The 16,582-nt window shown below is 49.8% G+C and carries 15 protein-coding genes; 4 read left to right on the plus strand and 11 right to left on the minus strand.

All coding sequences use genetic code 11. The annotated features are described in order from the left end of the window. Positions 1-119 precede the first annotated feature (119 nt). A complete protein-coding gene (gene gcvP, locus L2712_RS09170) occupies positions 120-3,008 on the plus strand; it encodes an aminomethyl-transferring glycine dehydrogenase (RefSeq protein ID WP_248977589.1) in 2,889 nt (962 codons plus the stop codon). Positions 3,009-3,641: 633 nt separating this feature from the next. On the opposite strand, the gene L2712_RS09175 is transcribed toward gcvP, so the two are convergent. The 5 genes from L2712_RS09175 to L2712_RS09195 form a co-directional block, all read right to left on the minus strand. After that, entirely contained in the window at positions 3,642-4,475 is an 834-nt protein-coding gene (locus L2712_RS09175; RefSeq protein ID WP_248977590.1) for a hypothetical protein, read from the minus strand. 69 nt (positions 4,476-4,544) lie between these two features. Further along, positions 4,545-4,739, minus strand: coding sequence for a hypothetical protein (locus L2712_RS09180; RefSeq protein ID WP_248977591.1), 195 nt, complete (start codon positions 4,737-4,739; stop codon positions 4,545-4,547). Positions 4,740-4,887: 148 nt separating this feature from the next. Further along, a complete protein-coding gene (locus tag L2712_RS09185; RefSeq protein ID WP_248977592.1) occupies positions 4,888-5,550 on the minus strand; it encodes a hypothetical protein in 663 nt (220 codons plus the stop codon). Between the two features lie 20 nt (positions 5,551-5,570). After that, entirely contained in the window at positions 5,571-6,266 is a 696-nt protein-coding gene (locus L2712_RS09190; RefSeq protein WP_248977593.1) for a HupE/UreJ family protein, read from the minus strand. Between the two features lie 52 nt (positions 6,267-6,318). Further along, the gene (locus L2712_RS09195) at positions 6,319-6,801 is read right to left on the minus strand and encodes a hypothetical protein (protein WP_248977594.1); all 483 of its coding nucleotides are present in this window, start codon (positions 6,799-6,801) and stop codon (positions 6,319-6,321) included. 453 nt (positions 6,802-7,254) lie between these two features. Here L2712_RS09195 and L2712_RS09200 point away from each other — a divergent pair, with 453 nt between their 5' ends. Both L2712_RS09200 and L2712_RS09205 read left to right on the plus strand, forming a co-directional pair. Then, entirely contained in the window at positions 7,255-7,650 is a 396-nt protein-coding gene (locus tag L2712_RS09200) for a hypothetical protein (RefSeq protein ID WP_248977595.1), read from the plus strand. A gap of 229 nt (positions 7,651-7,879) precedes the next feature. Then, positions 7,880-8,335 (plus strand): GIY-YIG nuclease family protein, encoded by a 456-nt coding sequence (locus tag L2712_RS09205; RefSeq protein WP_248977596.1) that lies wholly within the window; start codon positions 7,880-7,882, stop codon positions 8,333-8,335. 95 nt (positions 8,336-8,430) lie between these two features. On the opposite strand, the gene L2712_RS09210 is transcribed toward L2712_RS09205, so the two are convergent. From L2712_RS09210 to L2712_RS09225, 4 genes are all read right to left on the minus strand, one after another. Continuing rightward, positions 8,431-8,865, minus strand: coding sequence for a dCMP deaminase family protein (locus L2712_RS09210; protein WP_033539694.1), 435 nt, complete (start codon positions 8,863-8,865; stop codon positions 8,431-8,433). A 251-nt stretch (positions 8,866-9,116) separates the two neighbouring features. Beyond that, entirely contained in the window at positions 9,117-10,127 is a 1,011-nt protein-coding gene (locus tag L2712_RS09215; RefSeq protein WP_248977597.1) for a substrate-binding domain-containing protein, read from the minus strand. Positions 10,128-10,323: 196 nt separating this feature from the next. Further along, the gene (locus L2712_RS09220) at positions 10,324-12,390 is read right to left on the minus strand and encodes a methyl-accepting chemotaxis protein (RefSeq protein ID WP_248977598.1); all 2,067 of its coding nucleotides are present in this window, start codon (positions 12,388-12,390) and stop codon (positions 10,324-10,326) included. Positions 12,391-12,721: 331 nt separating this feature from the next. Next, on the minus strand, positions 12,722-12,970 hold the full coding sequence (locus tag L2712_RS09225; RefSeq protein ID WP_033539691.1) for a DUF3297 family protein: 249 nt from the start codon (positions 12,968-12,970) through the stop codon (positions 12,722-12,724). Positions 12,971-13,136: 166 nt separating this feature from the next. Here L2712_RS09225 and L2712_RS09230 point away from each other — a divergent pair, with 166 nt between their 5' ends. Continuing rightward, positions 13,137-13,523 carry a ribosome recycling factor family protein gene (locus L2712_RS09230; protein ID WP_248977673.1) on the plus strand — a complete coding sequence of 129 codons (387 nt, stop codon included), beginning with the start codon at positions 13,137-13,139 and terminating at the stop codon, positions 13,521-13,523. 79 nt (positions 13,524-13,602) lie between these two features. Here the strand turns inward: L2712_RS09230 and L2712_RS09235 are convergent, their stop codons facing one another. Further along, positions 13,603-14,544 (minus strand): hypothetical protein, encoded by a 942-nt coding sequence (locus L2712_RS09235; RefSeq protein ID WP_248977599.1) that lies wholly within the window; start codon positions 14,542-14,544, stop codon positions 13,603-13,605. Then, complete coding sequence (locus L2712_RS09240; protein WP_248977600.1) at positions 14,537-16,255, minus strand: hypothetical protein; 1,719 nt, start codon at positions 16,253-16,255, stop codon at positions 14,537-14,539. The genes L2712_RS09235 and L2712_RS09240 overlap by 8 nt, the downstream gene beginning before the upstream one ends. Between the last annotated feature and the right edge of the window lie 327 nt (positions 16,256-16,582).

The raw sequence follows: 16,582 nt of genomic DNA on the forward strand, positions 1-16,582 counted from the left end.
ATAAGCCCGGGCATTATGCTAGTGGCGTATGACGAAAAGTAGAACCACATCAAACAACGAGACCGGTAACACCAGCCCCCTACAGCTAGGATACTGGCAAAAATGGAACTAGGTTAATCATGACCACTGAAACCCTCACTCAGTTAGAGCAGCACGAACTATTTATCCGTCGTCATATCGGCTCGGACAACGCAGAACAGCAAGAGATGCTGAACTTCGTTGGTGCAGAATCTTTAGAAGATTTAACGCAGCAGATAGTCCCTGAGTCGATTCGTCTTGGACGCGACCTTGCCGTTGGCAGCGCCTGTGGCGAAGCCGAAGGCCTTGGTGCAATTCGTAAGTACGCGGATAAGAACAAGGTGTTCAAGAGCTATATCGGCATGGGTTACTACGGCACTATCGTGCCAAGCGTGATTCAGCGTAACGTATTCGAAAATCCAGGTTGGTACACAGCGTATACTCCATACCAGCCTGAGATCGCCCAGGGCCGTTTGGAAGCCATCCTGAACTTCCAACAGCTGTCGATGGATCTTACCGGTCTTGATCTGGCCTCTGCCTCTTTGCTAGATGAAGCCACTGCGGCTGCCGAAGCCATGGCGTTGGCTAAGCGTGTCTCTAAGGCGAAGAAAGCTAACATCTTCTTCATCGCCGACGATGTGTTCCCACAGACTATCGACGTGGTAAAGACCCGCGCCGAGTGTTTTGGTTTCGAAATCGTAGTTGGCCCAGCCAGCGAAGCGGTTAACTATGAGCTGTTTGGTGCCTTGTTCCAATACACCAACCACTATGGTCAAATCACCGACTTCACCGAGCTGTTTGCCGCGCTGCAAGAGAAGAAAGCTATCGTGACTGTGGCCGCTGACATCATGTCACTGGTATCACTTAAGTCACCGGGTTCAATGGGCGCCGATGTCGTATTCGGTAGCGCCCAGCGTTTCGGCGTGCCAATGGGCTTTGGTGGTCCACACGCTGCCTTCTTCGTGACCCGTGATCAGCACAAGCGTTCACTACCAGGCCGTATTATCGGTGTGTCACAAGATACTCGTGGTAACCGCGCCCTGCGTATGGCGATGCAGACTCGTGAGCAGCATATCCGCCGCGAGAAAGCTAACTCAAACATCTGTACTGCACAGGTACTGCTGGCCAACATGGCCTCTTTCTACGCCGTATTCCATGGCCCACAAGGCCTGAAGATTATCGCCGACCGTATCCACCGTCTGGCCGATATCTTTGCCGCTGGCTTGAAGGCTAAAGGCGTTGAGCTGGTAAACAATACTTGGTTCGATACCGTTTCCTTCAAGGTTGCAGATAGCGCCGCCGTGCAGGCTCGCGCCATCGCGGGTGAAGTTAACCTGCGTATCGACAGTGATGGCATCTTAGGTGTTGCCATGGCTGAGACCACCACTCGTGAAGATGTGGCGCAGCTGTTTGATATCGTTCTGGGTGAAGGCCATGGTCTGGATGTGGCGGCAATTGACGCCGACATCATCGCTAATGGCAGCAACTCAATTCCAGCCGAGCTAGTTCGTAAAGACGCTATCCTTGAGCATCCAACGTTCAATCGCTACCACAGCGAAACAGAGATGATGCGTTACATCAAGCGTCTGGAAAACAAAGATTTAGCACTGAACCACTCGATGATCTCACTGGGTTCTTGCACCATGAAGCTGAACGCGGCAACCGAGATGATGCCTGTGAGCTGGCCAGAATTTGGCAACATGCATCCTTTCTGCCCGCAAGATCAGGCCCAAGGTTACGCAGAGCTTATCGAAGAACTGTCAAACTGGTTGGTTGACATCACTGGCTACGACGCTATGTGTATGCAGCCTAACTCGGGTGCATCGGGCGAATACGCTGGCTTGCTGGCTATCAAGAAGTACCACGAGTCTCGCGGTGAAGGCCACAGAAACGTCTGTCTTATCCCTCAGTCTGCCCACGGTACTAACCCGGCTTCGGCCCAGCTTGCTGGCATGAAGATTGTGGTTACCGCCTGTGACAAACAGGGTAACGTGGATATGGAAGATCTTAAGGCTAAGGCTGCCGAAGTGGCCGAAAACCTGTCTTGCATCATGGTCACCTACCCATCGACTCACGGTGTGTACGAAGAGACCATCAGCGAGATCTGTGAAGTGATTCATCAGCATGGCGGTCAGGTATATCTGGACGGTGCCAACATGAACGCTCAGGTAGGCCTTACCACACCAGGTTCAATCGGCGCAGACGTGTCGCACCTTAACCTGCATAAGACCTTCGCAATTCCACACGGTGGCGGCGGACCAGGTATGGGCCCAATCGGCGTGAAAGCACACCTTGCGCCATTCGTTGCAGGTCACGCTGTGGTTAAGCATGGTCGTGAGTCAGACAACAACGGTGCGGTATCGGCAGCGCCATATGGTAGCGCCAGCATCCTGCCTATCACCTGGATGTACATCAAGCTACTGGGGTACCAGGGCCTGAGACAGTCTACTCAGATGGCACTGCTTAACGCTAACTATGTGATGAAGAAGCTGTCTGCTCATTACCCTGTGCTGTACACAGGCCGTAATGACCGCGTAGCGCACGAATGTATTATCGACCTGCGTCCATTGAAAGAAGCCTCTGGCGTTACCGAAATGGACATTGCTAAGCGTTTGAACGACTACGGTTTCCACGCACCGACCATGAGCTTCCCAGTTGCCGGTACCCTGATGATCGAGCCGACAGAGTCTGAGTCTAAGGCTGAACTGGATCGCTTCATCGAAGCCATGGTAGCGATTCGCGGCGAGATCGCCAAGGTTGAAGCAGGTGAGTGGCCAGCGGACAATAACCCGCTGCACAACGCGCCGCACACCATGGCCGATATCATGGATCCTGAGTTCGACTCACGTCCATACAGTCGTGAAATCGCCGTGTTCCCAACGGCTGCAGTGAAGGCAAACAAGTTCTGGCCGACAGTGAATCGTATCGATGACGTGTACGGCGACCGTAATCTAATGTGCTCGTGTGCACCGATTGACGATTACAAGTAAATGACTACTTGGCCTCGATAATACGGCGTCATCCTGTTGTTTTCACTGCTCATTGACTAGAGTCAACTGCGCGGCGAAAACAGCAGGTTTCCTTGTCTTATCTTCGGCAGTAACGTCATTTGGGATTTATACGGCACCGACCATAATAAAAAGCGAACCCTTTGTGGTTCGCTTTTTTGTTAGCTACTTGGACTCGCTACTGCGGCGTTGAATCTCAGCTTTCGTGCTCATTGACACAAGTCAACTGCGCGCGAAAGCCTTCGATTTGCCGCCGCGGAGCTGATTGTGCAAAGAGTGCTTCGTCAGCGACGCAATTATGTAATAGCTAGCTTCATCTGAAGCTTAGATATAACAAAGCGAACCCTTGTGGTTCGCTTTTTTGTTGGCTGTTTAGACTCTCTATTGCGTTGTTAAATCTCGGCTCCAGTGCTCATTTACTCAAGTAGACTGCGCGCTAGAGCTTTCAATTTGCAGCCGCAGAGCTGATTGTGCAAAGAGTACTTCGTCAGCGACGCAATTATCGCGTGACTAGCTTCATATGAAGCCTAGATATGAAAAAAGCGAACCTTTGGGTTCGCTTTTTAATGCTACTTATAATCGAAATGATTAATTTGGGGATCTGCGTTGGGGCTGTTAACGGTACTCATACCAACAAACTGTGACGTTTCTTTCTACTCTAGAGGTTGAGCCATCAGGCGCCACTACCGTTGATGTAATTGTCCTTGTTCCGCATTGCTTCATGCGTATTCGATCAAATAGAAAGTGCTCAGCCCAAGGTCTGTTTTGGTGGTAAGCTTCGTATTCATTCTGATTAAAGTTAACCGTCAACTGGTTATTTTCATCCTTAAGACCCTCTTCAACAGTATCTTTTATTTGCCAGTAGTCGTTTTTAAGTTCTAGTTTAAGATGAAGGGTTAACCCATGTTTGCCAATAAGCTTGACGTAAACGATGGGGTGCTCTCCTTGTAAAATTAAATTTTGAATGAAGCTTTTCGCTAAAGTACTAATCATCTCTTTTTTACTAGTGCTAAGTGAGTTCGTTGTCGTAAATAGCGCTTCTTTACCTGCTTGATAGATGAAATGTTTTGCCGCTATAAGATCTAAATAAGGCTTTTCAGATAAATAGTCATTGTATGCGACAAGTTGTTCGCCTGCATGACGATTAAGCCCGTCCATTGTTTCACAATCGCTATCATCATCACATTCTAAAGTGATTGTTGTATCTAATGGTTTAGCTGCAATGATCTGGTTTGTTATATCGCCTCGGTAACGAGCAATTTTAAAGCTTACTTCTATTTCACTGGTGATTTTGAGTTGTTGCTCGCCTTGGAGTGCACTGTCAATTTGATACGAAATAGTTGCTTTGTCGTAACTCACACAAGGTGCGTCAAAACAGGGTGGGTAGGCATATGCTGAACTGCATAGCAGCATTAGTATGATAGTGAATAGCCTCTTTCCTTTAAGCATAATTATCTTCCATTTATCATAAAGTATACATTTTGCGCTGGTAGATAATTGAGGGAAATTGAATTTTCTTCAAGCGACCTCTTGGGTTGGCACTATACCGAACTGCTTACAGATGTGGTCGATACACAGGGCTTGCTGCTGGCTCCACAGGCCATAGCTTAGCGGCATCAGGCTGACGCCAGCGCGATGCAGTAGCTTGTAGAGGTTGATTTCGGCGCTGTCGTGCGCAAAGCACTGTTTGTAGTAGCTCAGAATACCTTGCAAACCCTATCCATTCCCATGGTTTAGTGGCGTTGCAAGAGTCACTTAACCATTAAATTTCAACAAGGGTGATGGGAGATTGCAACCTTATGCCATGGCGGTATTAAGGAAAAGAGGCCCCACTCCTAGATAAAGGAGGGGGCCTGAAAAGTTAGCCCTTAATGTGATAATCGCCTTTGGTTGTCAGGGTGACGGTGACAGGCATATCGCTCTTGTTCTTCCAATACCAGCCGTGAGATCCGGCGAATGGCGTGGTGAGCGAGCCTTTCATTTCATTGGCTGTGGTGATTGAAAAGCTTTCGTAATAGCCCGTGGTATCGCCTTTGGGTTCGCCATGAAAATCGAAGTAGAGAGGTTGACCATCGGTGTGCCATTCATATTCCAAGTGCATATTGGCATCCATGAGTAGCTTGTATTCCAAGCCTTTGCCCGCTGGGATAAGGATATCTATCGTATCGCTTCTCACCCCTGGGGTTTGGCGCGCCGCCTTTATCTGTTCGACGATTGACTTATTTACCGCCTCAGACGCCATGAAACCCAATTCGGCCTCTTTCATCGGAGTTGGCATTTCATTTTGCATCTGGCTGGGTTCTGCGACGCTTGTTTGTACCGCTTGCGCCTGGTTCGATTTAGCCAGCTCAGTTAATCCTGCCGCCTGGCCAAAGCCTGTTGGGTCGACATCATATTCCGCGGGTAAGATAAACAGCACCAGTATAACGGCGGCGATAAGGGTTGCCGTCAGGCTGGCTTTGATAAGAGTTTTGTTGCTGTGCACTGGGATATGTTCATGTGCTTGATGATTTGACTGCTTCATATTTAATTCCTTGTCCCAATTTATGATTGGAAATAACCGGTTAATTGATATCCGACTAACATCAAACCGCTGCTCATTAACAGGGTATTGGCCGCTACTGAAAATGTGAGGTAGCTGCGGTAGCGACGCCAAAAGCTAAACAGGATTAACACCACGCCAAGGGCCAAGAACTGGCCTATCTCTACGCCCAGGTTAAAGGCCAAAATATTACTGACCAATCCTTCCTGTGGTAGCTGAAACTCTTGAATCTTGGTCGCCAGGCCAAAGCCATGGAACAAGCCAAAAATCGCGACGGCAATCTTGGTATTGGGTTGCTTACCAAATAGCCGACGAAAGCCGCCAAGGTTATCAAAGCCTTTATAAACAATGGAAAAGCCGATAATCGCATCGATAAGGTAGGCATTGACCTGTATGTCGTTGAGTACCCCATACAGCAAGGTAATACTGTGCCCTAGGGTAAACAGGCTTACGTAGATCAGGATATCCTTGCCCTTAAATAGGAAGAATATCACCCCCACGAGAAACAGCAGGTGGTCATAGCCTGTGACCATGTGTTTTGCGCCGATATAGATAAAAGGCAGTATCGATACGCCTTGATTCGTCGACAAGAATGCTTGTGTTCCGTCATCCACGCCATGGGCAAACAGCGAGGTGGATATAAACAAGCAACAGAAGGTTACCAGCAGGGTCAACCCGCCAGCAATTGAACGATTCATGATTACACTCCCAATTCGATTAGGATAAAAATACAGTTGTTTTGTTGTGTTTTTACCCAGCCAAGAGCGGAGGGCGAATTGGCGGCGCATCACAGCGCGTCAGGCAGATTTGTATCAGCGGTGTGAGTGTTTGCGCTTGGCGCTGCACACTGACAACCCTGTATTCCGTTGGTGGATGAGAGGCCATGTAGCTGTGATGGTCGTGCTGATGCTCTTCATATTTCGTGGCAGGTTTTTCGATATCAGAGCTATTAATATGAGCGGCAGTTTGCTCGACCAACGATGCGATGCTTTCAACGGCGTTAAAGGGGGATAACTGTTCAACATCTCTAAGGTCATCGCCAGGATGATCGGTGTGATCATGGCTTAGATGATGAGCCTGATGATGAGCTTGATGGTGGCGGTTGGCAAAGGAGTGTGAGTGACTGATTGTGGCGCCGAAAGCATGGCGTTCGTTGGCGTAGCGCACGCTTAATGCGGCCCCGGTTGCTAGAGACTGACAGAAGATCACTAATAGCAAGCAGATCAATAGCATTGATGATGAGTGTCTACGCTTAGTCGGCGCAAAATGGGGGCTTAACAGCGCGGGCTCCTACGACAATTGGGTCGATGTTATTTTAATTATTTGGCCATTGATTAAACCAGAAATTTACAGAAACTACGAGCCTTAGATTTGGTGAGCCAGATGCGTGCTTTGCTATCAGGTACCCAGCAAATGTTCGTTTGAGCTGAGGTTCTAGTGTCTGTTCTGGCGAATGTTTTGATGTATGTACTCGTGTATGTAATGGTGTATGTACTCGTGTAGGTGCTCGTGTATGTATTAAAACCGTTTAGCGCTTGGCCATTGCATCAGCACGGGTTCACCAGCACAATCAAAGCTTATCGATAAATGAGTTTATCCCCGCAACCAAGGTTTAGGGTAAGCAGGCGGGTAAAGTAAGCAGACTGGTAAGTAAGCGAAAAGCTTACGCAAGAGGTAAAGAGAGCCATGCAGCAAGGATTCCCCATAACTATCACGGCCGATGACAGATTTTCGAGTTCACTTAAGCCCTTACTGGCTAAGCTTGAGATGTGGATCAACTTTCAGGCGCTAAAGGCGGACTGGTATGGTAAGGAGGACCATGTTTTAACCTTCGACTTTACCCTGGTCAGAACCCTGGATGACAAGGCTGAGCAGTTAACCTTAGATAACTGGATAGTCGAACCGGGCTACGCCTATCACTATGAGAGCTGTCGCCTGATGACTATCGCCTTCATCGCCGTTGATGACTTGCTTGAGCGTGGTACAGGCATAGAACAAGAGATAAAAAGCCGCTTCGTAGCGGTTGCTAATGCAATTGGGCAGCAGCATGGCCTCATCAGTCTAATTGCTGCTCAGGCTTGATAATACTGTCTCAGTTCGAGATTTTCACATTATTCGAAATAAGGAGTTTGACTGCAGTCAACTCCACGGCGAAAGCCCCAAACTTCATCATCTTATCATCCAGCAACGCAATTATTGAGTAACAGGAATTAGTTGGGCTCGCGTTCTGTGAGGGCGCTATCTTCATCGCTGGCGACTCTGAGATAGACTCGTGAAGAATAATATTGATTAATCCGGAAGTAGAGGTGGTATGCGATTTTCCAATACTAATGATCCCCATGGGCCTGGGTTTATCTATGTGATGCGTGAGCCTGAAAACCTCAATCAGATTAAGATTGGACTCAGCATAGACCCTATTCGCCGTGCTCGTGACTTGGATACGACTGGCCGCGCTCAAGAACTCGATGTCTATTTTGCCATGCAGGTCGATGACATGAAGAAAGTCGAGACCATTATCCATAACTACTTTGGCCACCTGAGGTATCCGGGCACAGAGTTTTTTATGGTGGTGCACCCGCTGCAAGAGGTAGACCTTGGCAATCCTAAGTACCTGGATGAGTTGACCATGGATATCTATCTGGATACGCGCATTGAGGAGATCTGTGACGGCCTAAGCTCGATAGGAATTAAGTGGCACGAGGTTTCGGTTGGGTATCTGCGCCAGAAGCATTTTGAAAGTGAGAGAAACGGTGGCGGATTCTGGTAGGTATTCAGGGAATACTTTGGGAGAGGTTAAAGAGTGAGAAAGGGCAGAGTTAGCTTATTAATCTCAAGCTCTGCCCCAAAGCTGCTTTGGCTAGCTTATCCCACCTGCATCCAATCGACTTCGACGCCTGCCTGCTCGAACATATCTTCGCTGACCTTTATCTTATCGCCCCAGCGGGAGAGGAAGTCATCGCTGGGTTGTGGGCTATGTACTACCTTTAGCCCTGTTTGAATGATCTTGGCGGCGCAGTTGGGGCAAGGAAAGTGGGTTACCCAGATCTCGCAGCTGCTGAGATCCCGCTTGGCGTAGAGAATGGCGTTCTCTTCGGCGTGCAGGGTCTTGAGCAGTTTCATCTCGCGGTTGTCCGTCTCGGCACTGTCTGAGATCCCGTGTGGGTAGCCGTTGAATCCCAGTGAGACAATGCGGTTGTTTTCAGTGATCACGGCGCCTACTTGGGTGGAGGGATCTTTACTCCATGAGGCTACCAGTTCGGCCATTTGCAAAAAACGTATCGCCCATTTGCTCATCATCTACTTAGCGTCCCTATTCTATATGGCTGAATATATTGGCTTAACCAGAAACCATTTTCTGTGGTGAACAATGATAAATCAAGCGGCGCGCAACACAAAGCAAAGTCTGGTGGAATGAGTATTTTCGATGATCTTATTCATCGTTCAAGTTTGCGGGGCAGTGGACGGTCAGCATCTAATCAGGGGAGTAGGTAACGACTCTTTATGACCTTCCCCTTGATTGATGTTAGTGGCGGCTTATTGCTGCGGCCTCATTCGCTACTGGCTTTGGTGCAGGTCTCGGCGTTTTGTGGCGTGCAAAGCTTGATGGGGGTGTAGACAACCTGCTCAAAGGCTTGGTCACTGACGATTTTATGCAGAGTAAAGATGGCCTGCCTGCCCATCTCATAGGGGCTTTGGCCAATATTGGTATGAGCTAGATGGTCTTGTAACATCGAAATCTGTGGCGGGGCCGCATCAGAGATAATCACGACGACTTCTTTATTATCTAGTTTCTCCTTATAGGGCGTTATCATCTTTCGATAGAGGGCTTCATCATTTTGTGGCCAGCCACCCACGGCGATAAAGGAGTCGGCCTTGATGGGTTTGCCTTTCATGACAGACTCCATCTGTTTAACCGCCTGACTAAGCTGATCGAAGTTGGAAAAGGGCTCTCTAATCTCGGTCCAACCGTTGTCGTTATGCAGCCGCTCGCCAGGTGGATTTAAATAGGTCTTGCCTGATAGTGCGCTGCGAACGCCCATGATCCTGAGATTCAGATTCGGCGAGTCAGGGCGGCCGGTTTGGATAATTAGAGAACCGCCATTGGGTCTGAGTTTTTTAAGTTGCTCGCCCAGTGCGACGCCAAAGGCAAAGTTATCTGTCCCTATATAGGCGCGGCGCAAGTCTTGGTGTTCGGCTAAGGTTGGGCCGTCGAAATCTGAGTCGTAGGTGATCACCGGAATGCCTGCGGCCTTGGCTTTTCTGAGGCTGTTTTCGGCGAGAAATTTAGACTGGGTGATGGCAACGGCGATACCGTCAATTCCTTGTTCGATCAGATCTTCTATCACTTTATCTTGCAGGCGCACGCTGGAGATCTCAGGCCCCAGATAGATGCACTCGACGCCTGTCAGTTGGCTGGCGGCATCTTGACAGCCCAGACCACTCTGATCGAAGAAAGCACCATAAAACTTGGGCACCACAGCAAATTTAAGGTCTTTGGCGCTAACAGGTGAGATGACCAATAAGGTCAATGAGATGAATGCTATGAGTAACCGAGTCACGTTAGCCCCTCAAATGAATGAAACTAGGAGTTAAAGAGGTTTTTTTACACTTTGATAACTTAATTTAGCAGAGCATTAGGTGTAAAGATATGCGTCACATCAATGATTTTACCGAGTAAGGTTTCAAGTCGCCTGGTGGCGACAGTGAGGCAGGGCGCCTTTTACAAGGCGCTTAACTGACTAGGCTAATAATGGGCTAGGCTAACTTAAATTTGCTTACCATGGCGCTGAGTTGTTGATTGGCGCTCGATAGGCTTTGAGTGCTTTCGAGGGTATATTGGCCATTTTGCAGTAGAGCCTGTGCCATCGCCTCTATGGTATGCATGTTTTGGCTTATTTCGGCGGTTACCACACTTTGCTCTTCAGAGGCGCTAGCTATCTGGCTACCCAAGTCGTTTATTTCGGCGATAGAGCGGGTGACGGCGCCTAGGTTTGAGGTGACCCGGGCGGTATTTTGCGTGACCTTATGGCAGCTGTTTTTGGTTTCGAGCATCACCTGCTCGGCGGTGTCGGCATCATGCCTTAAGGTTGAGAGTATCTGCTCTATCTGTGTGGTGCAGGATTGAGTGCGCGAGGCGAGCGAACGCACCTCGTCAGCCACCACGGCAAAGCCCCGTCCCTGTTCGCCAGCCCGTGCCGCTTCGATGGCGGCGTTTAGCGCGAGCAGATTGGTTTGGTCGGCGATCTCCTTAATCACGCCCAACACAGAGATGATCTGGTTGGTATTGTCGCTCATGGTATGAATACTCTGGGTGGCTGAGTTCATCTCCTCTACCAGGGCTTGCACACTGCCAGCGGCATCGGTCACTGTGATCCTTGAGGTCTTGGCTTCTTCATTGGCCTGCTGGGTGCTGGTCGCCATGTTAACGGCACTCTGAGCCACCGCATTTGCCGAGGCGTTCATCTGACTGATGGCAGTGACCACCAGTTCGGTTTCGCTTCTATGATTGGTCAGCGCCTGGCGATTGTTTTCCGAGTGGCTGTCGAGCTGGCTGATCTCTTGGGTGATCTTTTGTGAGGCGCTTGAGATCTCCAGCATCATGGCTTGTAGATAGCCGATAAAGTTATTGATTGAATGGCCTATTGCCGCCAGCTCATCCTTGCTGGTGATAGCGAGGCGAGAGGTGAGATCGGCATCGCCTGTTGACAGGGTATCGATACGGTTTTTCAGCATCACCATATCGGCAATGATCTTATTGAGCAGAAATACGCAGAAGGCCAGGGCGACGATAATGAGCACGCTGGCAATGGCGATGCTGCGGTAGATCTTGTTGTTAAATATCGCCTTGGTACTGTCGGTGAGTCCCTGCTCGATGGCGCTGATGTTGGATTCATAGGTGCCAGTGCCTATTACCCAGCCCCATTCTGGCAGGATCTGTCTGACGTAGGCTATCTGAGCTTGCTGAGTTTGAGTGACTGGGTCTAATACGGGGAGGGTGACGAAGGCGTCGGCTTGATGGCCTAAAGCCTGCTTTGCCTTGGTGGCGTTTGGTGTGATTTGACCTATCAGGGCTTGCTGGGAGTGGGCCAAAATTTTGCCGTTGTGGTCTTGTACCCAGAAGTGGCCGTCTTCACCGAACTTGGCCGCCAATACGGTTTGCAGTGCGCTGTTGAGTTTATCTTGCCTCAAGGTACTGATGTATTCGCCGGTGGCGATCACCAGATTAAGCGGCTCAAAGTAGAAAGAAGCTGACAGCTTCTCTTCCACTTCACCCGTTGAAGGATTGGAGAAGAAGTAGCTGGTAAAGCCTATAGGGTTGGCCTTTGCCGCCGCGACTATGTCACGTGCGTAGTAGTTACCCTTTTCATCCAGGGCATCTCGGCTGCTACCCATAGACACACCGCCCATGCCTGAAGCTTCATTTGCCAGGGTATCGGCGTCGTAGGCAAACAGGTAGCGACCATTGCCCCAGCGATATTCATTGAGAAAGGTGTATATCAGCATGGCGGCATCGTCGGTGAGATTATTCTCATACATGCGATTGATGGCATCGCGAAATATCTTTATCTCTTCACCCAGCGCTTGCTTGATGTTTTCTTCTCGGGACTGCTGATAAAAGTCGTTGACGGATCGGCTGAGGGTGTCGACTTGGCCTATGAGGTTCTGTTTGACGAGGGCTTCAACTTCATGGCTGACGTTGAGCTCTTCTTGCTTGAGCACCTCTTGCGCGATGATAAAGGTATTGATGATAAACAGGCCCGAAACCGCGACAAGTAAAGCACCTACTAATATGATTAGTTTAGCTTTTATTGTTATGTTCATAGACACCAGCCTAAGACTAATTTGCCTAGACATAAGAAAAATCTAATGAATATTAGGCGGCAAAATTAACCTAAAGGCAATCTGACGATCACAGAAGCGTGATGTGGGTGCAGCTTGTTGGTTACAAATGAGAGTTGACTAGCAATTATGGCGAATAGGTGAGCTATATAGTATAGAAGAATAATCTAAGATACTGATATAAATTAGTTATTTGGCGTGCGCCAACAATCTTAATAAGCGGTAAAGAAACCTGGGGGCTTTTTTAGGGGCTGTAAGGATAAAAAAGGAAGCCTGAGCTTCCTTTTTGCAACACTGTAGAGCCTTCGACAATTTACTTGTAGAAGGCTTCGACTGTGCCTTTGACTGTCATCAGCAGCGGCTGACCATGACGGTCTAGCGCCTTAGGACTCGGGATTTTTACCCAACCTTCACTGATGCAATATTCTTCAACGTTAAAACGCTCTTTGCCGTTTACGAGAATGCCGATGTCATTTTCGAAGATCTCGGCCACGTGGTGAGGGCTGCGAGGATTGACGGATAGACGATCAGGCAGTGCCGGTAGTGATTTAGTGTCAGTCATAGTAGTTATCTTTAGTGAATAATTCGTGCGCTATTGTAGGCAATAGTGGTTGTGGGCTCAAGATGTATAGAGCTACTGAGCTTTAAGGTTGAGTTTTTATCTGTGGGCTGGAAAAATGGCCTACCTATTTACCAGTCCGGCCTCATTACCTAAGGATACCGCCGCAATGAATGAAGCGATCGCCATTGCATTACCCTCGCTGATCCATCGGATTGGCCGAGAAGCGGTGACTCAGGCACAAACCCTGGCTGGCGATTTTGCATGTAGCCTCAAGCGGGTGAGGCGCTCCCGCAACTGGCAGCTAACGGGAGGGGCCGTGGATGTGCAATCTTTCACTCTGGCCCTTAAGCAGCACCAGGGTGAGGCGGCGCGTTATCTTATTACTAAGCTTGAGGCTGGATTGGCACTACACGCCGATAAGTTGGAGCCGTTGGAAGTGAAGCTAGTACGTCTGATCCGCGAGACTCCGGGTATCACCCTGGGAGAGCTGGTGGAGCAGACTCAATGTACTCTCATTCAGGCGCGGCAGGCTAGGTTCGATGCCGACAGTTAAACCAAGTTTTTAATTTAAAAACAAGGGGGATAGTCTATTTGGCTATCCCCCTTGTGGTTATTGGTCAGAGTAAAAGGCGCTAGGCGCTCAGTCTGCGCCAGGCGCTGCCCATCAAGGTGAAGATAAAGGTAAACAGTTTGTAGGTGAGCCAGCAGAAAAAGATAAAGCCGCCGATCATCAGCACCCAGACGATCACCTCTACTGTGGTTGAAGGTTCCTTCTTAGCCTTGCCAGATTCAGTGCCTTGTTCGCCAGTAGATTTAACGGCCTGTTGGCTTGTGGCGTCTTGTTCTGGCTCAGCGGCTTTTGCACTCGGCTTCACGCTCGGCTTGCTTGTAGCGGCGTTGTCGGTATCGGCTGTGACCGACTTGCCATTGATTGGCTGTAGGATGATCCCAAATTGGTTCTGGTTGTGATCTAGCCTCACCCTAAGGCTGCGGGTCTTATAGCCTTTGTCACTGATCTCAAGCTCGTAGTTACCGGGTGAGAGGGGCATGCCAAATTCATATTTAGGCCCTATGTTCATCACCCTGACTTTGGCGGTTGCCGGCTGGGTGACAACCTCCAGCGGGAAGGTCTTGCGTCCCTTCTCCCAGAAGGTGAGGGTGACTAAGTTGCGGCGCTTGGCCTGCACGTATACCTTGCGTGAGATGGCCTGTTTCTTCTTGTCCTTGGGACTGGCCTTGAGCCAATAGGTGCCGGGTGCTAGATAAGCTTGGCGGCTGATCTCAATACCTGCGCCATTGGCACTTTTTGACAGCGTCGCCTTGTCGAGATCTGAGTTGCGGCCCAGATCCAGCAGGCCGGCATTCTTGTCGGCGCTCACCAGTTGATATTGGTTACTCTCCACCTGAGCGATCAGGTGTGACAATCCTGGCAGCTGGGCCAGTTCACCGGCGAAGGCCTCGAAAATGCCGTCTTCTATCTTGTCTTTGAGCTTCTGTTTTAGATCGGCGTGGGCAACCTTGGGAGCGAGGAGCAGTAGCAATGCCGCACAGCAAGGTAACATCCATTTATTCATCTGAACCTCCGATGATCTGTAGCAGTCCTGCGGCCAGCTCTGGGGCTGCGTCACCCAAGAGATCGATAATCATCAATACGGTATCGGTATCGCCGTGGTTGACGATATAGTCGCGAATGACCGCATCGACCATCTGCTTGTTTTGTCGGTAAAGTTCTTCGCCACTGCTCTTAATCAGCTCGTCCAGCGCCTCACCTCTTAGGGCGTCTTCAAGCTTCTCGGCTAGCTGGTTCGACGCCTCTGTTTGGCGTTTTACCTCAAACGCAGTCTGGTTGTTCAGTTCGATCATATGACCGTTAATCTGCGCCTCGCTCATTCCCATCATCTGGGCGAACAGGGAACTGATGTTAGAGAGGGCGACCACATCGAAGATATGCTTCTCGATCTCCGTCTTTTCCGGCATCTTTTGTTGGGTGGGGCGGCTAATGTTACAGACGTTGGAGTCTGGGAAACATTTATATTCTCCCTTGGCGACCTCTTGCTCGTCTATTACGAGTCGCCATTCGAACACCAGTCCAAATACCAGCCAGAGCATGTTACCACCGGGATATTGGGTATCGCCCATGGTGATCGTCTTGTGTTTGAGCTCTCCGGTCCAGACGCCGGATGCACGCTTACCCTGCTGGGCGTTGAGCGACTGCATGTAACTGAACTCTAGGCGGGCATTGGGTTGTTTAAGGCCTATGTCACTGTGGGGCGTAAACTGTACCAGTTCATCGCCAAGGAAACGCTTCTTGCCCTGGTTGAGCACGCTGGCGAGCTGTTTCTCCAGCAGCCTGCTGGCGACGTGGGGCTCAGGGTAGGTGAAGCGCAGATGCTCTGGGGTCTTGAGCAGTTGAGCTTCAAAGGCATCGGGCTCTGCCTTCTGCTCGGCGCGTGCCTTGCGATTAGCATAATAGCGCTGCATGAAGAGCTGAGGATCTAAGCCACTCCAGCCGGAGACGAGCATATTAATATCGTCAATCTCGGCGGCAGACTTACGGCAGGGCATATGTGCGGCCTTGATGCTGATCTGGGAGTGACCCGATTGAATCACCTTATGCAGCATGTCGAGGAACTCGGCGTTGAGCCCTCGCTCGGCCCACCCCTTGCGGTACATCTCTAGCTTCAGGCGTCCGCGCTGATCGATAGATTGCATGGCGATATCCGCCTTCTTGATAAAGTTGGTGCAGTGGGCTCGCCTGAGTGGGTTGCTGCGCGCCCAGGTTAAGAAGTCGCGATAACCCGCCTTAGTGTCAGTGCTGACAGCCTCCTGCCAGCGCTTATCGGTATGGCGGTGGCGAGAGAGGTAGGCGGTCAGCCAGACAAGCAGCAGTAAGGTGCCTAAGAACTGGCTGAACCCCTGAAAACGCGGCTCGTAGGGATATTGCTGGGTGAGGGAACGCTCGGTGGTCTTGCTCATGGGAAAACTGGTTTGATAGTCCAGTGACAGTAGCACAGGCTTGGCCAATACCTTGATGGGCAGCAGGCGATTCTCTTCCCAGGCGAAGACGGTTTGCACCTTGTTTTTATAGGTAAATATCTTGTCTGTGTATATTTGATATTTCGCCGAGCCGAAGGCGACCACCACAAACCAGGCGACGGCGCCGAGCATCAGGTAGCGGGCTAATCGTCTAAGCTTGAGTCGCCAAATTGAGTCAGGTTTAGATTTGCTGAGTTTGCGAATAAACATCCATGCCACAAAACAGCCAAGAATGATCAGTTTTATCATTATCTTTTCCGTGTCCAGCTGAGGTGCTACGGCGCGAGTAGGACTGAGTGATGGACTCGGCGGCGCCATGAGCTAGGGTTACATTTGTTAAAACTATACCTGCAGCTGTAACTAAAATAAACCTGACGTTTGGCGTAAGTGTGTGATTAATCACAGTTAACCTATCTGTAATGATTGTTCCCCTGATGATGGGGCAGTCCGTATTGGGTAGAGTGAAACGGTTAGCCTGGCACTGGTGTATATCTTACTTATCGCTATCTCGCTCTCTGCTTGCTTTAGCGTTTGCGCGGCAGCTGAATATGTTAGATTGACGAGTACCCATGGTTA

The organism is Shewanella marisflavi (genome assembly GCF_023283925.1).
Lineage (GTDB): Bacteria > Pseudomonadota > Gammaproteobacteria > Enterobacterales > Shewanellaceae > Shewanella > Shewanella marisflavi.

Bases quoted from the DNA above. Each gene is read 5' to 3' on its own strand.
- L2712_RS09190 (WP_248977593.1), bottom strand. From the start codon at position 6,266: ATGAATCGTTCAATTGCTGGCGGGTTGACCCTGCTGGTAACCTTCTGT.
- L2712_RS09175 (WP_248977590.1), bottom strand. From the start codon at position 4,475: ATGCTTAAAGGAAAGAGGCTATTCACTATCATACTAATGCTGCTATGC.
- L2712_RS09220 (WP_248977598.1), bottom strand. From the start codon at position 12,390: ATGAACATAACAATAAAAGCTAAACTAATCATATTAGTAGGTGCTTTA.
- L2712_RS09195 (WP_248977594.1), bottom strand. From the start codon at position 6,801: ATGCTATTGATCTGCTTGCTATTAGTGATCTTCTGTCAGTCTCTAGCA.
- L2712_RS09235 (WP_248977599.1), bottom strand. From the start codon at position 14,544: ATGAATAAATGGATGTTACCTTGCTGTGCGGCATTGCTACTGCTCCTC.
- L2712_RS09185 (WP_248977592.1), bottom strand. From the start codon at position 5,550: ATGAAGCAGTCAAATCATCAAGCACATGAACATATCCCAGTGCACAGC.
- L2712_RS09210 (WP_033539694.1), bottom strand. From the start codon at position 8,865: ATGATGAGCAAATGGGCGATACGTTTTTTGCAAATGGCCGAACTGGTA.
- L2712_RS09230 (WP_248977673.1), top strand. From the start codon at position 13,137: ATGAATGAAGCGATCGCCATTGCATTACCCTCGCTGATCCATCGGATT.
- L2712_RS09240 (WP_248977600.1), bottom strand. From the start codon at position 16,255: ATGATAAAACTGATCATTCTTGGCTGTTTTGTGGCATGGATGTTTATT.
- L2712_RS09225 (WP_033539691.1), bottom strand. From the start codon at position 12,970: ATGACTGACACTAAATCACTACCGGCACTGCCTGATCGTCTATCCGTC.
- gcvP (WP_248977589.1), top strand. From the start codon at position 120: ATGACCACTGAAACCCTCACTCAGTTAGAGCAGCACGAACTATTTATC.
- L2712_RS09205 (WP_248977596.1), top strand. From the start codon at position 7,880: ATGCGATTTTCCAATACTAATGATCCCCATGGGCCTGGGTTTATCTAT.
- L2712_RS09200 (WP_248977595.1), top strand. From the start codon at position 7,255: ATGCAGCAAGGATTCCCCATAACTATCACGGCCGATGACAGATTTTCG.